Raw genomic sequence first — 13,630 nt, 5'->3', positions numbered from 1 at the left:
GCAGCCGGGCACCGCTGCGCCTCCGCAGCGGTGCCCGGCGCTCGAAGGCTCAGGTCTGCGTCGTACGGAACGGCGCGATCGGGTTCTTCAGGGTGCCGATCAGCTGGAGCGCGCCCGCCGGGTCCTGGAGGTCGACCATCTCGCGGTTGTTGCGCAGCTGGAGCCGGTTGAGGCAGGACAGCGCGAAGTCCTCGGCGAACATGTCGTACTGGTGGAACTTGTCCGCGAGGTGGGGGACGGACCGCTGGTAGGCCAGGACGGTGTCGGCGACCGTCTGCCAGAAGGCGTCCTCCTCCAGGAGCCCGTCGGAGACGAGGATGCCGTTGAGGAAGCGCAGGAAGCAGTCGAAGACGTCGGTGAAGACGGACAGCAGCTTCTTGTCCTCGGGGACGTCCGCGCGGATGCGCTCGACGGCCGGGGGCAGGACCGCGTCCGGGTCCATGACGGCGATCTCTTCGGCGATGTCCTTGAAGATCACCCGCTGGACGGCGCCGTCCTCGATGACCAGGATGACGTTCTCGCCGTGCGGCATGAAGACCAGGTCGTACGCGTAGAAGCTGTGCAGCACCGGGGTGAGGTAGGCGTCCAGGTAGCGGCGGAGCCAGGCCGCCGGGGTGAGGCCGGACTCCTCGATGAGGGCGCTGACGAAGGAGCCGCCGCCCGTGTCACGGTGGAGGAGGGAGGCCATGGTGGCGAGGCGCTGGCCGGGTTCCAGCGACGGTACGGGGCTCTCGCGCCACAGGGCGGCGAGCATCTTCCGGTAGGGGGAGTACCGGTTGGTGGCGGCCTCGTACTGGCGGTGGTGGTAGCCGATGGCGGCCCGCTCGCGGATGATCGAGAAGCGGGCGGCCCGGAAGATCTCGTCGGACGAGATCAGTCCGGCGAGCCAGTCGTTGATGGCCGGGGTGGCCTCCATGTAGGCGGCCGAGAGGCCCCGCATGAAGCCCATGTTGAGGACCGACAGGGCGGTCTTCACATAGTGCTTGGACGGGTCGCTGGTGTTGAAGAAGGTACGGATCGACTGCTGCGCGAGGTATGCGTCCTCGCCGGGGCCGAGCCAGACCAGGCGCGCTTGCGCGACCTCGGCGGCGAAGCTGACGGACAGCTTGTTCCACCACTGCCAGGGGTGCACCGGCAGCAGGTGGTAGTCGGCGATGTCGAGGCCGAGGCCGCTGAGGGTGTCCGCGAAGCGGGTGCGGGTCTCCTCGCTCAGCTCGGCGCGCACCAGCGCGTCGTAGTCGAGGCCGGAGGAGGCGGTGAAGGTGGAGTGGTCGCGGTGGGCGGCCAGCCAGACCAGCTGGACGGGGCTCGCGGTCTCCGGGGCGTACGAGAGGTATTCGTGGATGCCGAAGCCGAGGCGGCCGTTGTTGGCGACGAAGCAGGGGTGGCCCTCGGTCATCCCCGTCTCGATCTCCTGGAAGCCGGACTTGGCGAGCTGGGCCGCGTCGGCCGGCTCGGCGGCCAGCTTGTAGGCCGTACCGGAGAGGGTGGAGCTGATCTCCTCGAGGTAGACGGGGAGGATGTCGTCGCTGAGGCCGAGGGCGCCGCGCAGTTCGAGGAAGAAGTCGAGGGCGTCCAGCGGGCGCTGGGCGCCGTCGCGGCCGTGGCGGGTGATGCTGTCCGCGTCGACCAGCCAGTGGTCGAGGGTGAGGACGCGGGCGGCGAAGCGGTAGGTGACCGCGCCGTCGTCGCTGTGGACGGCGTACCGGCCGTCGTCGCCGGGTTCGGGCTTCAGCAGGCGCTCGTGCGTGAATTCGGCGAGTGCTTTGGCGGTGAGGAGGCGGCCCGCCCGCTCCCACAGGTCGGGGGTGAGATGGGCGACGGCGTCGCGGGGGCTCATCGGGATACTCCTTGGGCGGCGCGCGCGGCGGCGAAGCGCTCGCGCGTGCAGGTACTGAGGTAGGCGTCCTTCTCCGGTTTGGCGATCTTCTCGACGACGTCGAAGCCGACCGCCGCGTTCAGCGCGTGCACCGCCGCGTTGCGGACGTCGGGCTCGACGACGACGCGCCGTACGGCCGGATCCTCGAAGCAGAACTCCATGACGGTGGTGATCACGGCGAGGGTGAAGCCGTGCACCGGGGTGTCGGTCGGCGCGCACAGGAAGTGCATGCCGATGTCGCCCTTCCGGGGCTCGTACAGCCCCACCAGCTCGACCTCGGCCGGGTCGTAGCGCTCGGCGAGGAAGGCGGGTTCGCCCTCGTGCAGGCCGATGAAGGCCTCGTGGTGCGGGTGGTCGGCGATCCTGCGGTACTCGGCCTCGACGTCGGCGAGGCTCGCGTCCCGCATCATCCAGTACGACGCCTTGGGGTGGGTCACCCAGCGGTGCAGCAGCGGGGCGTCGGCCTGCGGGTCGAGGGTGCGCAGGGCGAAGCCGCCGAGGCGGTCGTCGTCACGCTTGAACAGGGTCATGCCAGGGATCCCTCCGGCGCGCCGAACTCCTGGAAGGCGATGGACTTCTCGACCGGGTAGTACTCGCGGCCCAGCAGCTCGCGGATGATCCAGGAGTTGCGGTACGGGCCCATGCCCAGGTCGGGGGAGGTGAGGCTGTGCGCGTGGGTGGCACCGTTCTGGAGGAAGATGCCGCGCCCCGTGGTGTCGATGCTGTAGTTGCGGGCGACGTCGAAGCGGCCGTGGCCGTCCCAGCGGATGCGGTCGCGCACCGGCTCCAGGAAGGCGGGCACCTGGTAGCGGTAGCCGGTGGCGAGGACCAGGCCCTCGGTGGTGAGGGTGAAGTCGCGCTCCTGCTCCTCGTGGCGCAGCCCGAGGGTGTACGTACCGGTGGCTTCGTCGTACGAGGCATGGTCGAGCGCGGTGTTGGTCAGCAGCCGGGTGGGCACCGGGCCGTCCACGGATCGCTGGTAGAGCAGGTCGTAGATGGAGTTGATCAGGTCGGCGTCGATGCCCTTGAACAGGCCCTTCTGCTCGGACTCCAGCCGGTAGCGGGTGTCCTCGGGGAGGGCGTGGAAGTAGTCCACGTACTCCGGCGAGGTCATCTCCAGGGTGAGCTTGGTGTATTCGAGCGGGAAGAAGCGCGGGGAGCGGGTCACCCAGGTGAGGCGGTAGCGGTGGTCGCCGATGTCGGCCAGCAGGTCCTGGTAGATCTCGGCCGCGCTCTGGCCGCTGCCGACGATCGTGATGGACTCCTTGGCCTGGAGCGCCGCCTTGTGCTCCAGGTAGCGCCCGTTGTGCAGCAGGTCGCCGCCGAGCCCCCGGCAGCTCTCGGGGATGAAGGGCGGGGTGCCGGTGCCGAGCACCAGATGGCGGGCGCGGTGCTCGGTGGTCTCGCCGGAGGGGCGCCGGGAGCGCACGGTGTAGAGGCCGTCTGCGTCGTCGTAATGGACGCTGGTGACCTCGTGGCCGAAGCGGACGCTGCTCAGCTTTCCCGCCGCCCAGCGGCAGTACTTGTTGTACTCGGCGCGCAGCGGATAGAAGATCTCGCGGATGTAGAACGAGTACAGCCGCCCGGATTCCTTCAGGTAGTTGAGGAAGGAGTACGGGGAGGTGGGGTCGGCCAGGGTGACGAGGTCGGCCATGAACGGGGTCTGGAGGGTGACGCCGTCCAGCAGCATGCCCGGGTGCCAGTCGAAGTCGGGCTTGCTCTCCAGGAACAGGCCGTCGAGTTCGTCGATGGGCTCGGTGAGGCAGGCGAGGCCCAGGTTATAGGGGCCGAGGCCGACGGCGACGAAGTCGTAGAGGTGCGGGGTGGGCACGGGGTTCTCCGAGGGGACGTGCGGTCAGCGGCTCAGCTGGCGCGGGAGTGGCTGAGTTCGGGCTCGATGTGCAGGGCCAGGTACTGACCGGCGTGCTCGGCGAGGAGGTCGAGGACGAACGCGATGTCGCGCAGCGACGTCTCCGGGTTGAGCAGGGTGAACTTCAGGTAGTGGCGGCCGTCCACGACCGTTCCCGCCACCACCGCCTCGCCCGAGGCGGCCAGGGCCTCGCGGGCGTGCAGATTGGCGCGGTCGACCAGGTCCGGGTCGGAGTCGTCGCCCGGCACGTAGCGGAAGACGAGCGTGGACAGCTGCGGCTCGGTGACGACCTCGAACCGCGGGTCGGTGTCCAGCACGCCCCAGGCCTCGGCGGCCCGGTCCACGACCTCGTCGAACAGCGCCCCGACCGTGTCCGCGCCCATGACGCGCAGGGTGAGCCACAGTTTGAGCGCGTCGAAGCGGCGGGTGGTCTGGATGGACTTGTCGACCTGGTTGGGGATGAGCTTTTCGACGCTGCGCTCGGGGTTGAGGTAGTCCGCGTGGTACGTGGCGTGGCCGAGCGTGACGCGGTCGCGCACCAGGACGGCGCTGGAGCTGACCGGCTGGAAGAACGACTTGTGGTAGTCCACGGTGACCGAATCGGCGCGCTCGATGCCGTCGAGCAGATGGCGGCGGGTGGGGGAGGCCAGCAGCCCGCAGCCGTACGCGGCGTCCACGTGCAGCCAGGAGCCGTGGCGGGAGCACAGCTCGGCGATCTCGGGCAGTGGGTCGATGGAGCCGAAGTCGGTGGTTCCGGCGGTCGCGACGACGGCCATGACCACCAGGTTCTCCTGACGGCAGCGGTCGAGTTCGCGGGCCAGGGCGACGGTGCGCATGCGCCGGTCCTGGTCGCAGGGGACCGCGATGACGGCTTCGTAGCCGAGCCCCAGGATGGCGGCGGCCTTCTGCACCGAGAAGTGGCCGGCCTGGGAGGTGAGGATGCGCAGCCGCGGCAGGATCTCGGACGTGGCGATGGACTCCCCGGCCGCGGCGGCCTCCTTCTCCACCAGCTTGCACGCCTCGTCGCGGGCCAGCAGCAGCGCGTGGAGGTTGGACTGGGTGCCGCCGCTGGTGAAGATGCCGTCGGCGGCCTCGCCGAGGCCGATGCGCTCGGCGGTCCAGTCGATCAGCCGCCGCTCGATCAGGGTGCCGCCCGCGCTCTGGTCCCAGGTGTCGAGGGAGGAGTTGACGGCCGACAGGACCGCCTCGCCGAGCAGCGCCGGGATGACGACGGGGCAGTTGAGGTGGGCCAGGTAGCGCGGGTGGTGGAAGTAGACGGCGTCCTTGAGGTAGACGCGCTCCAGCTCCTTCAGCGCGGCGCTCGGGTCGCCCAGCGGCTGTTCCAGGTCGATGCCGGAGATCTCCGGGGCCAGCTCACCGGGGGTCACGCCGGTGAACGGGCGGTCGGTGCGGGCGACGGTGGAGGCCACCAGGCCGACGCCGTCGGTCACGGAGCGCCGGTAGCTCTCCGCCGTACGGCCGTTGAAGAGGTGGGACCTGCCATCCGCCGCCCCGGGTATCGACTCCGGCGACGGGTCCTCAGCGGTCTGCGCGAGGAAACTCACGGTCTGTCCTTCCTGGAGCGTGCGGGCGCGCGGGTGTGCGCGCGCTCGCGGGCGTGCCTGTGGGGTGGGGAGGTGAGGAGGTGGGGTGAGTACGGGCATGCGAGGGCACCGGCCGGGGCGCCGGGCGCGCGGTGGCGCGCCACGGCGATCGGGATCCGTCGGCCAGGTGAGTCGTGCGGATGCGGTGAGCGGTCGCGGCGAGGGGCCGCCGGTCAGTCGTCGGACTTCGGACCGCTGCCGCTCACGGCCTCCTCGACGAGCTGCTCCTCACAGGCGCCGAGCCGCCAGTAGCCGGTGAAGGTCACGGCCTTGCGCTCGAAGCCGCGTGTCCGCACCAGGTGGCGGCGCATCTCCTTGACGGTCCCGGCCTCGCCCGCGATCCAGGCGTACGGGGTGCCGGAGGGCAGCGGGGTGGCGCGTACGGCGTCCAGCAGCAGGGCGGAGCGGGGGGAGCCGGGGGCGGCGCCGTCCCGCACCAGCCAGGTGATCTCCGCGTCGGCCGCGGTGCGCAGCTCCTGTATGTCCTCGGCGTGCTGGACCTCGATCCACACCTTCGCCGGGGTGCCGGCGGGCAGCCAGTCGAGGATCCCGGCGACGGCGGGCAGCGCGGTCTCGTCGCCGGAGATCAGCACCCAGTCGGTGCCGGGCGGCGGCCGGAAGTCGACCCCGCCGTTGTCCTCGACGACCGGGCCCAGCAGGGTGACGCGGTCGCCGCTCTCGGCGCGCGCGGCCCAGCGGGCGGCCGGGCCGCCGTCGTGGTGCAGCGCGAAGTCGACGTCGATCTCGTCGGGTTCGCGGCGCTGCTCGCGCACGGTGTACGAGCGCATGATGCCGCGTACGGCCGGGTCCATCGCCCGCCAGCTGGCGAACCAGCCCTCGCCGTCCTCGACCGGCACGACCGGGGCGGGCTGGCCGGGGTGCGGGAGGAACAGTTTGAAGCGCTGGTCGCGGCCGCCGGTGGTGAAGGTGCCGAGGCCGGGGCCGCCGAAGGTGATCCGGGACATGGACGGTCCGAGCGCCCGGGTCCGTACGACGTGCGCGTCGAAGAAGCGGAACGGTACGGCGGTGGGGGAGGGGCGGGTGGCGGTGGCTGCGGTGGTCATGGGAGCGACGTCTTCCCTTCGCTTGCCTGGGGGCGGCGCCGGCGGCCGGCCGGCGCCCGTGGCCGGTCGGCCCGGGTCAGCTGACCTTCTTCGCTTCCTGGATGGCCTTGGTGAGGGATTCGATGAGCGGGGCCGCGCCGGCGTAGGAGAAGCGGGGCTCGCTGCTCCAGGGCGTGATCTGGTCCGCCTTGACGGCGGGCAGTTTCGACCACGTCGGCTTGGACGTGAGGGCGCCCGGCTGGAGGGTCGCGGTGCGGTTGTCCAGGAACAGCACATCCGCGTCGTACTTGTCGGCGTTCTCCCAGCTCAGGCTCTCGAAGTAGCCGCCCTTGTCGGTCTTTCGCGGCTGTACGAGGTCGACGCCCAGCTCCTGGAAGTAGATCAGGTCGGCGTTGACCTTCGGGTTGGAGACATAGAAGAGGTCGGCGCTCGCGGAGCAGGCCATGACCCGGATCTTGTGCGACTTGACGGTCTTGCGCAGTTCATCGGACGCCTTCTCGAAGCGGGCCTTGGCGTCGGTGACCTTCTTGGCCTTGAGGTCGGCGCCCAGCGCCTCGGCCAGCGCGGCGTAGCGCTTGATGGGCTCCAGCAGGGAGACCCGGCCGGTGGTGATGGCGCAGCTGGGGGCCAGTTGGAGGATCTTCTTCTTGCTGTCGTCCGGGATGTAGAAGAGCGCGCCCGGGTCGAACATGTTGGTGATCAGCAGATCGGGGCTGAGCGAGGCGTACTTCTCGACGTTGAACTGGCCCCAGGTCTGGCCCAGGCTGGTGAGCCGGTCGACGTCGATGTCCCCGGCCTGCGGGTCGGGCTTGCCGTTCTTCAGCTTGGTGGGGCCGAAGACGCCGGTGATCTGCTTGTCGATCCCGAAGTCGTACAGGGCGGCCGCCGCGGCGACGTAGGCGACGATGTGCCGGGGAGTGCCATCGGTGGTGATCTTCTTCTTGCGGTCGTCGGTGAACGACCAGGAACCGCCGCCCTCTCCGTCGCCGGAGCCCGAACCGCCCTTGCCGCCGCAGGCGGTGACGAGGGCTCCGAGACCGGTGGCGCCGCCCGCGGCGAGGAGACCGCGACGGGAGAGCGGAAGTTCTCTGGCCTGGCGCATGGACCGCATGGTGGTGCCTTTTCTCAAGACGTACGGGGACGGTGCCCAGGGGACGGCACCCCGAAGGCGTACTTAGGTTAGCCTAACCAACCTGTTTGTCCAGTGGGTGGGTCACCCGGTCCCGTTCGTTTTGAGAGGCGGCGACGGTCGTTCAGCGCCGTTTCGCAGGGCCTGTCACAGGTCCAGCACCAGCTTCGGGCCCCGGCAGCGTGAGACACAGATCATCATCGTCTCGCCCGACGCCCGTTCCTCGTCGGTGAGTACGGAGTCGCGGTGCTCCACCTCGCCCTCGATGACATCCGTCTCACACGTACCACACGTGCCCTCCTCGCAGGAGTACAAAACAGGCACCCCCGCCGCCTCCAGGGTGCGCAGCACGCTCTGTCCGGGTTCGACGGTGAGGGACCGTCCGGATCGGTCGAGGACCACTTCGAAGCCGCCGGAGTCGCCGGAGTCGGCGGAGTCGGCGGACTCCGCGTCCGCCGGGCGGGGCTGGAACCGCTCGGTGCGCAGCGCGCCCGGCGGCCAGGCGCGGCACCGCTCCTCGGCGGCCCGCAGCAGTGGCTCCGGGCCGCAGCAGTAGACCAGGGTGCCGGGATCGGGCTCGGCGAGATACGCGGCGAGGTCGAGCAGTCCCGCCTCGTCCTGCGGCACCAGCCGCACCTTTCCGCCGTAGGCGTCGGCGAGTTGGTCCGCGAACGCCATGGAGGCGCGGGTGCGCCCGCCGTACAGCAGCGTCCAGTCGGCGCCCGCGGCCTCGGCGGCGGCCGCCATCGGGAGGATCGGGGTGATGCCGATACCGCCCGCGACGAACAGATAGCGGGCGGCCGGGCGCAGCGCGAAGTGGTTGCGCGGCCCGCGCACCCGCACCCGCGCGCCCTCGGTGAGCGTGTCGTGGACCCGGGCGGAACCGCCGCGTCCACCGGGTGCGCGCAGCACCGCGATCCGCCAGGACGCCACGTCCGCCGGGTCCCCGCACAGCGAGTACTGCCGGACCAGCCCGTCTTCGAGGACGAGGTCGACATGGGCGCCGGGCTCCCAGCCGGGCAGCTCACGCCCCGCCGGATGACGGAGCGTGAGCGTCACCACGTCCCGCGCGGCGTCGGCCCGGGCGGCCACCAGCAGGGTCTCGTCGTACTCGTGGCCTTCGGTGGCGCTGCTCACGCGGCGGTGCCTTTCTGTGCGGGGCCGGGGTCGGGCGTGTGCGGGGTGTGTCCTTCGGGGTGCGCGAGCATCCACTGCCACAGCTCGACCGGGTCCTGTGCGGTGCGCTCGGCGCCGCAGTGGCAGACGCCGTGCAGCACGTCGGTGCCGGGCAGCCAGTCGATCCGGTAGACCTCGGCGCTGGGCGCGCCGCTCATGGCGCGGCCGTGGTCGCCGGGCCGGGTGTCGCCGGGCCGGGCGCCGGGGTGGTGCGCTGCTCGCCCTCGGCGGCGAGGCGGGCGAGGATGCGGCGCGCGGCCAGGCCGCCGGTGTCGATGTTGATGCTCAGCTCCTGGTAGCCCTCGCGCTCGGTGTCCAGCGCCTTCTGGAGCAGGTTCAGCGCGTCCACGTCCTGGGTCACCACGGTGCGGTTGAAGTCGTGGAGGAAGGTGGTGACTTCGTCGTCGTCCTGGGCGAAGTCCCGGGAGACGGCCCAGAAGTCGTACACCGTGCGGTCGGTGGAGGGCGTGATGGCGTACGTGATCTCCACGTGGAAGGCGTCCGGATCGGAGCCGTCGGCCTCCGGCAGCACCCCGACCGGGGCGATGCGGCTGTGCAGCAGATACAGGCAGGGCGCGTGGTATTCGATGTCCTGCCAGCGGGTGATGCGGCCCTCGATGCCGGTGGAGCGGGCGTAGAAGGGAGGGCATTCGGCGTCGTCCATGTGGCGGCTGACCCGCACGATGCCCGCGCCCTCGTCGACCTCGGTGGTGATGGGCGTCTCCGCGACCTCGGGGGTGCCGATGTAGCCGCCGTGCAGATACGTCTCGTGGGAGAGGTCCATCAGGTTGTCCACGAGCAGCCCGTATCCGGCGTCGATCGGCTCCATGCCGCCGACCGTCGTCCAGCGCGGATCGGCGAGCCAGGGGGCGCGCGGGATCGCGGCCGGGTCGGCGAGCGCCGGGTCGCCGATCCACACCCACACCAGCGAGTCCTGCTCGACGACGGGGTACGAGGCGACCCGGGCGGTGCGCGGGACGCGCTTCTGGCCGGGCACGAACACACAGGTGCCGGCGGTGTCGTAGGTGAAGCCGTGGTAGCCGCAGACGACCTTGTCGCCGTCGAGGCGGCCGGCCGAGAGCGGATAGCGGCGGTGCACACAGCGGTCGGCGAGCGCGACGACCGTGCCGCCCGGCTCGGCGCCCTCCGAGTCGTCCGGCTCGGTGCGGTAGAAGGCGATGGGCTCGTTCAGGATGGTGCGCGCCAGCAGCTCGCGGCCGATCTCCCGGCCGTAGGCGGCGACGTACCACTGGTTCCGTGCGAATGCGGTCATGCACAGCAGCGTGGTGACGGGGGTCACGCACGGGCAACGGCCCTTCCACTCAGTGGAAGGGCCGCCGGGGCGGTGGGCTCAGCTGCCGAACTGCCAGAAGACGGAGTGGTCCAGCGTCATCAGGACGATCAGCAGGATCACGTCGGCGATGCCGAGTGCGATGCCGAGCAGCGCGCGGCCCCGGCGCTGGGTCTCCCGGGCGATGGCCAGCGTTCCGAGGACGATGGCGCAGGGCCCGAAGACCGCGTTGAACAGGAGGGTGCCGATCAGGCCGAGCACGAAGGAGGCGACGGCCATGCCGTCGGCGTCCCGGCGAGCGCGGACCGGCGACGTGCGGCTGGGTGCGGTGAGTGCCATGGGTCAGCTCCCCTTGTGTCCGGTGCGTTCACGGATGAAGAAGATGAGCAGCCATGCGCCGATGACGCCGGAGGCGGCGAGGAAGACCGGGAGCGGGGTGTGTGCCGCCGCGCCCAGCAGAACCCCCATCAGGGCGAGAGCCGCGACGATGAAGAGCATGTGAGCCTCTCTCGTGGTGGTGGATCCTGAGCGGGATACTCAATTAGTGAACAATTGGATTCACAGGTGTTCACTGACATCTAAGGTATCCCCGGAGAGGCCTGGCCAATGTCGGCGAACACCTGTTTACTGGAATGATATGAGTCACACATGCGGGATCCGCGAGGCACGGAAGCAGAAATCGCGCCGCGCGCTGCTCGACGCGGCGCTGGGGCTGCTGGAGGACCAGAGCCTCAGCAGCCTGGGCCTGCGGGAGCTGACCCGGGTGGTGGGCATGGCCCCGGCCGCCTTCTACCGGCACTTCCGGGACATGGCGGACCTGGGCGTGGCCCTGGTTGAGGAGTCCCTGGGCAGTCTGCAGGGCATGGTCCGCGCCATCCTCGCCGAGCGGGACGGGGATGAGGAGCGGATCGACGCGGTGATGGAAGTGGTCGCCGAGCATGTGCGCCACCACCCCACCCACATCCGCTTCATCGCGCGCGAACGGCACGGCGGCGTGCGGCCGGTGCGGGCGGCGATCGCCGCCGAACTGGGCCTGCTGGTCGACGAGGTCGCCGCGGCCTTCGCGCCCCGGCTCACCCCGGCGGGCTGGCCGCCGGAGGACGTGGCGATGCTGGCCGAGCTGTACGTCGACCGCATGGTGACGACGGCGACCGCGCTCATGGAGGCCCAGGACGACGAGCGGGAGCGCGAGCGGATCGCCGACACCGCCCGTAAGCAGCTGCTGCTGATCAGCCTCGGGCGCCGGTACTGGCGCGGCGCGTGACCTCGACGCGGTAGGAGCCGTCCGCGTCCCGGCCGGTGACGCGGAACCGTACGCGCACGCCGCCCGCGCCCCCCTCGTACGTCTCGCCGGGGCCGAAGGCCGCGTCGCTGAGCCCGGGGTGGACGTTGCGCTCCTGGGTGCAGCCGTGGCCGCCGGGGGAGCTGTCCAGGACGGTGACCGGGCCGCCGCCCGAGTCGATATGGGTGTCCACCCAGGTCACCAGGACGCCGGGCTTGCACACCGCCTCGTCGTTGCCGCCGCCGGTGCGCGCCTCCAGGGCGTATCCGGCGGAGTCCGAGACCGGGACGAAGACGAGCTTGGTGCCCTCCGGCCGGTGCAGCGGCGACAGCACGTGCACCGTGGTGCCGGGGCGGGCGGCGCAGTGGACCTGGCGGATGCCGAGCCAGCCGAGCTTCCACTTGTGCCAGGCCAGCAGGTCGTTGCCGGCGCCCCAGTCCTCGGACATCACGTCCCAGTGGCCGACGTTGTCGCCGCCGCCGCGGGTGTAGAGGTCGGGCAGCCCGAAGACATGGCCGTTCTCGTGCGGAAGGACCCGGAAGCCGGTCTTCCGGAGCGAACCGGAACCGTCGTCCTGACGGCTGTAGACAAAGGAGACATTGGCCAGCGGAACTCCGTCCGCGATCGGGGCGCGCTGGTTGTCGGCGTACGTCACGGAGAGCACCGCATGCGCGGCGGGCGGCCCGGCGTTCGGCGTGACCAGGACGTTCACCAGGTCGTAGCGGCGGAAGTCCACCTTCGCGTCGGCCGTCCTCGCTATGTCGGCGACCAGCTTGCGGTAGCCGGGCTCGAAGGGGCTGCCGCGCTTTATGCCGTACGAGCGGAACGAGTGCGGCATGCGCAGCCAGTGGCCGATCGGCATCGCGGGCCGGTAGTCGAGCCGTCCGTAGGAACTGCGGGCGAACCACCGCGAGGTCTGCGGGAAGAACTCCTCGAAGCGCTCGCGGGCCGTGCCCTTGCCGCGCACATCCGGGAAGTCGATCATCAGGTTGAGGGCGTTGACCGTCCCCGTGCTGCGGCTGTAGCCGCGGTTGGTGGGGATGCCCTCGGACATCTGCAGCCCGGGTTCGGGGGCGAGGGAGCAGGGTTCCAGCGATCCGGCCTTCGCCGTGGTCACCGGTGCCGGGGCCCGCTCGGCGGCGGCCGGTTTCCCCGGACGCGGCATCGCCGCCGGGGCGACCACCGCGACCGTGAGCACGGTCGCGGCGATGAACGCGCTGCCTCGGCGGAGCCTGCGTATTCGAGGGCGGGTGCCCTCGGCGGTCTTCCTCATCGCGGCCCACGGTGTGCCGGGGCGCGCCGGGGCGCCCGTGGGGTGCGTCCGGGCGGGCGAATCCGCTGGGCCGGGCGGGCGAAACGGGCGCGCGTCAGGTGTGACGCGGGTCACCTGCGGACTGCGAAATTCCAGGGACTGGTTCCCCGTTTGAACCGGTGACCGAACAAACGGGGACTCACTCCCCGGAAATGTTGAACCTCGAATCGTTCACCTCGCATCGTCCGATGCCGGGACGATCGGACACAGAAAGGGGAGCTGTCATGACCGGAGCCACCGCCGTACAGGCCGCGGATCGCGCACGGCACGCACCGCCCCGACTGCGCGCCGACGCCCTGCGCAACCGGGAGCGGATCGTCAGCGCCGCCCGCGAGGTGCTCGTCGAGTACGGGGCCGAGGTCCCGCTCGATGAAATCGCTCGACGGGCGGGAGTCGGCAATGCCACCATCTACCGGCACTTCGCGGACCGCCGTGAACTGATCCACCAGGTGACCCTGTCGGTGATGTCCCGCGTCGCCGAACAGGCCGAATCGGCCCTGGCCGAGGAGCCCGACGCCTTCCTGGCGCTGGGGCGCTTCGTCCACGCGGCGGCGGACGAGCGGATCGGCGCGCTGTGCCCCCTGCTCTCCGACGGCATCGACAAGGAGCACCCTGACCACATCGCCGCCCGCGACCGTCTGGACGCCGGTATCGACGCCCTGATGGGGGCCGCCCGAGCGGCCGGCCGTCTGCGCGCCGACATCGACGTCGGCGATCTCATGGTCGCGCTCACCCAGCTCACCCGGCCGCTGCCCGGCAGCGGCTGTGCGGGCTTCGACGCCTTCGTGCACCGGCATCTGCAGCTGTTCCTGGACGGTCTGTCGGCTCCGGCGCGCTCCGAACTTCCCGGCTCAGCCGTCACCTTGGAGGATCTGCGGCACCGGCCGTGACGTAGCTCGCACCCGGCCGCTCACCGAACACCGCTTACTTCTCGCGCGTCCACCGGTCTTCCTTGTGTGCGACGCCGCACTTCGTCAGCTCTCACCTCGTCCCGGCTCTCCTTCTTTCTGCTCACTCCATGAC

Annotated in this window: 14 protein-coding genes; 2 read left to right on the top strand and 12 right to left on the bottom strand. The window is 70.8% G+C overall.

Going from position 1 to position 13,630, the window contains the following annotated elements; translation table 11 throughout:
• Positions 1-49 precede the first annotated feature (49 nt).
• The 11 genes from ABZ562_RS33305 to ABZ562_RS33255 all read right to left on the bottom strand — a co-directional run bounded on the left by ABZ562_RS33305 (position 50) and on the right by ABZ562_RS33255 (position 10,511).
• A complete protein-coding gene (locus ABZ562_RS33305; protein ID WP_361486916.1) occupies positions 50-1,840 on the bottom strand; it encodes an IucA/IucC family siderophore biosynthesis protein in 1,791 nt (596 codons plus the stop codon).
• Positions 1,837-2,409 (bottom strand): GNAT family N-acetyltransferase, encoded by a 573-nt coding sequence (locus ABZ562_RS33300; protein ID WP_361486914.1) that lies wholly within the window; start codon positions 2,407-2,409, stop codon positions 1,837-1,839. Before ABZ562_RS33300 ends, ABZ562_RS33305 begins: the two co-directional genes overlap by 4 nt.
• The gene (locus ABZ562_RS33295) at positions 2,406-3,710 is read right to left on the bottom strand and encodes a lysine N(6)-hydroxylase/L-ornithine N(5)-oxygenase family protein (RefSeq protein WP_361486912.1); all 1,305 of its coding nucleotides are present in this window, start codon (positions 3,708-3,710) and stop codon (positions 2,406-2,408) included. The genes ABZ562_RS33300 and ABZ562_RS33295 overlap by 4 nt, the downstream gene beginning before the upstream one ends.
• 32 nt (positions 3,711-3,742) lie before the next feature.
• Complete coding sequence (locus ABZ562_RS33290) at positions 3,743-5,314, bottom strand: aspartate aminotransferase family protein (RefSeq protein WP_361486910.1); 1,572 nt, start codon at positions 5,312-5,314, stop codon at positions 3,743-3,745.
• Positions 5,315-5,526: 212 nt separating this feature from the next.
• A complete protein-coding gene (locus tag ABZ562_RS33285) occupies positions 5,527-6,417 on the bottom strand; it encodes a siderophore-interacting protein (RefSeq protein ID WP_361486908.1) in 891 nt (296 codons plus the stop codon).
• 76 nt (positions 6,418-6,493) lie between these two features.
• The gene (locus ABZ562_RS33280) at positions 6,494-7,519 is read right to left on the bottom strand and encodes an ABC transporter substrate-binding protein (RefSeq protein ID WP_361486905.1); all 1,026 of its coding nucleotides are present in this window, start codon (positions 7,517-7,519) and stop codon (positions 6,494-6,496) included.
• Positions 7,520-7,693: 174 nt separating this feature from the next.
• On the bottom strand, positions 7,694-8,683 hold the full coding sequence (locus ABZ562_RS33275) for a PDR/VanB family oxidoreductase (protein WP_361486902.1): 990 nt from the start codon (positions 8,681-8,683) through the stop codon (positions 7,694-7,696).
• Complete coding sequence (locus ABZ562_RS33270; protein WP_361486899.1) at positions 8,680-8,880, bottom strand: hypothetical protein; 201 nt, start codon at positions 8,878-8,880, stop codon at positions 8,680-8,682. Before ABZ562_RS33270 ends, ABZ562_RS33275 begins: the two co-directional genes overlap by 4 nt.
• On the bottom strand, positions 8,877-9,995 hold the full coding sequence (locus ABZ562_RS33265) for an aromatic ring-hydroxylating dioxygenase subunit alpha (protein ID WP_361486897.1): 1,119 nt from the start codon (positions 9,993-9,995) through the stop codon (positions 8,877-8,879). Before ABZ562_RS33265 ends, ABZ562_RS33270 begins: the two co-directional genes overlap by 4 nt.
• 78 nt (positions 9,996-10,073) lie before the next feature.
• Positions 10,074-10,352: a DUF4190 domain-containing protein gene (locus ABZ562_RS33260; protein WP_361486895.1), complete on the bottom strand. Its 279-nt coding sequence runs from the start codon at positions 10,350-10,352 to the stop codon at positions 10,074-10,076.
• 3 nt (positions 10,353-10,355) lie between these two features.
• On the bottom strand, positions 10,356-10,511 hold the full coding sequence (locus ABZ562_RS33255) for a hypothetical protein (RefSeq protein WP_199830898.1): 156 nt from the start codon (positions 10,509-10,511) through the stop codon (positions 10,356-10,358).
• 139 nt (positions 10,512-10,650) lie between these two features.
• Between ABZ562_RS33255 and ABZ562_RS33250 the strand changes: the two genes are divergently transcribed.
• Entirely contained in the window at positions 10,651-11,277 is a 627-nt protein-coding gene (locus ABZ562_RS33250; protein WP_055548583.1) for a TetR family transcriptional regulator, read from the top strand.
• Here ABZ562_RS33250 and ABZ562_RS33245 read toward each other — a convergent pair.
• The gene (locus tag ABZ562_RS33245) at positions 11,243-12,568 is read right to left on the bottom strand and encodes a M6 family metalloprotease domain-containing protein (protein WP_361486890.1); all 1,326 of its coding nucleotides are present in this window, start codon (positions 12,566-12,568) and stop codon (positions 11,243-11,245) included. The genes ABZ562_RS33250 and ABZ562_RS33245 overlap by 35 nt on opposite strands.
• A 263-nt stretch (positions 12,569-12,831) precedes the next feature.
• On the opposite strand from ABZ562_RS33245, the gene ABZ562_RS33240 reads away from it, so the two are divergent.
• Positions 12,832-13,497, top strand: coding sequence for a helix-turn-helix domain-containing protein (locus tag ABZ562_RS33240; protein WP_361486888.1), 666 nt, complete (start codon positions 12,832-12,834; stop codon positions 13,495-13,497).
• Positions 13,498-13,630 lie beyond the last annotated feature (133 nt).

It is taken from the genome of Streptomyces sp. NPDC019937 (genome assembly GCF_040631655.1).
Classification (GTDB): domain Bacteria; phylum Actinomycetota; class Actinomycetes; order Streptomycetales; family Streptomycetaceae; genus Streptomyces.
The sequence above is the reverse complement of the archived record's forward strand: the minus strand, read 5'-3'. Positions and strand labels throughout refer to the sequence as shown.

What these genes read in the sequence shown, in the direction of transcription:
- ABZ562_RS33240 (WP_361486888.1), top strand. Translation starts at nt 12,832, where the DNA reads ATGACCGGAGCCACCGCCGTACAGGCCGCGGATCGCGCACGGCACGCA.
- ABZ562_RS33250 (WP_055548583.1), top strand. Translation starts at nt 10,651, where the DNA reads ATGAGTCACACATGCGGGATCCGCGAGGCACGGAAGCAGAAATCGCGC.
- ABZ562_RS33245 (WP_361486890.1), bottom strand. Translation starts at nt 12,568, where the DNA reads ATGAGGAAGACCGCCGAGGGCACCCGCCCTCGAATACGCAGGCTCCGC.
- ABZ562_RS33280 (WP_361486905.1), bottom strand. Translation starts at nt 7,519, where the DNA reads ATGCGCCAGGCCAGAGAACTTCCGCTCTCCCGTCGCGGTCTCCTCGCC.
- ABZ562_RS33300 (WP_361486914.1), bottom strand. Translation starts at nt 2,409, where the DNA reads ATGACCCTGTTCAAGCGTGACGACGACCGCCTCGGCGGCTTCGCCCTG.
- ABZ562_RS33260 (WP_361486895.1), bottom strand. Translation starts at nt 10,352, where the DNA reads ATGGCACTCACCGCACCCAGCCGCACGTCGCCGGTCCGCGCTCGCCGG.
- ABZ562_RS33265 (WP_361486897.1), bottom strand. Translation starts at nt 9,995, where the DNA reads ATGACCGCATTCGCACGGAACCAGTGGTACGTCGCCGCCTACGGCCGG.
- ABZ562_RS33285 (WP_361486908.1), bottom strand. Translation starts at nt 6,417, where the DNA reads ATGACCACCGCAGCCACCGCCACCCGCCCCTCCCCCACCGCCGTACCG.
- ABZ562_RS33255 (WP_199830898.1), bottom strand. Translation starts at nt 10,511, where the DNA reads ATGCTCTTCATCGTCGCGGCTCTCGCCCTGATGGGGGTTCTGCTGGGC.
- ABZ562_RS33305 (WP_361486916.1), bottom strand. Translation starts at nt 1,840, where the DNA reads ATGAGCCCCCGCGACGCCGTCGCCCATCTCACCCCCGACCTGTGGGAG.
- ABZ562_RS33270 (WP_361486899.1), bottom strand. Translation starts at nt 8,880, where the DNA reads ATGAGCGGCGCGCCCAGCGCCGAGGTCTACCGGATCGACTGGCTGCCC.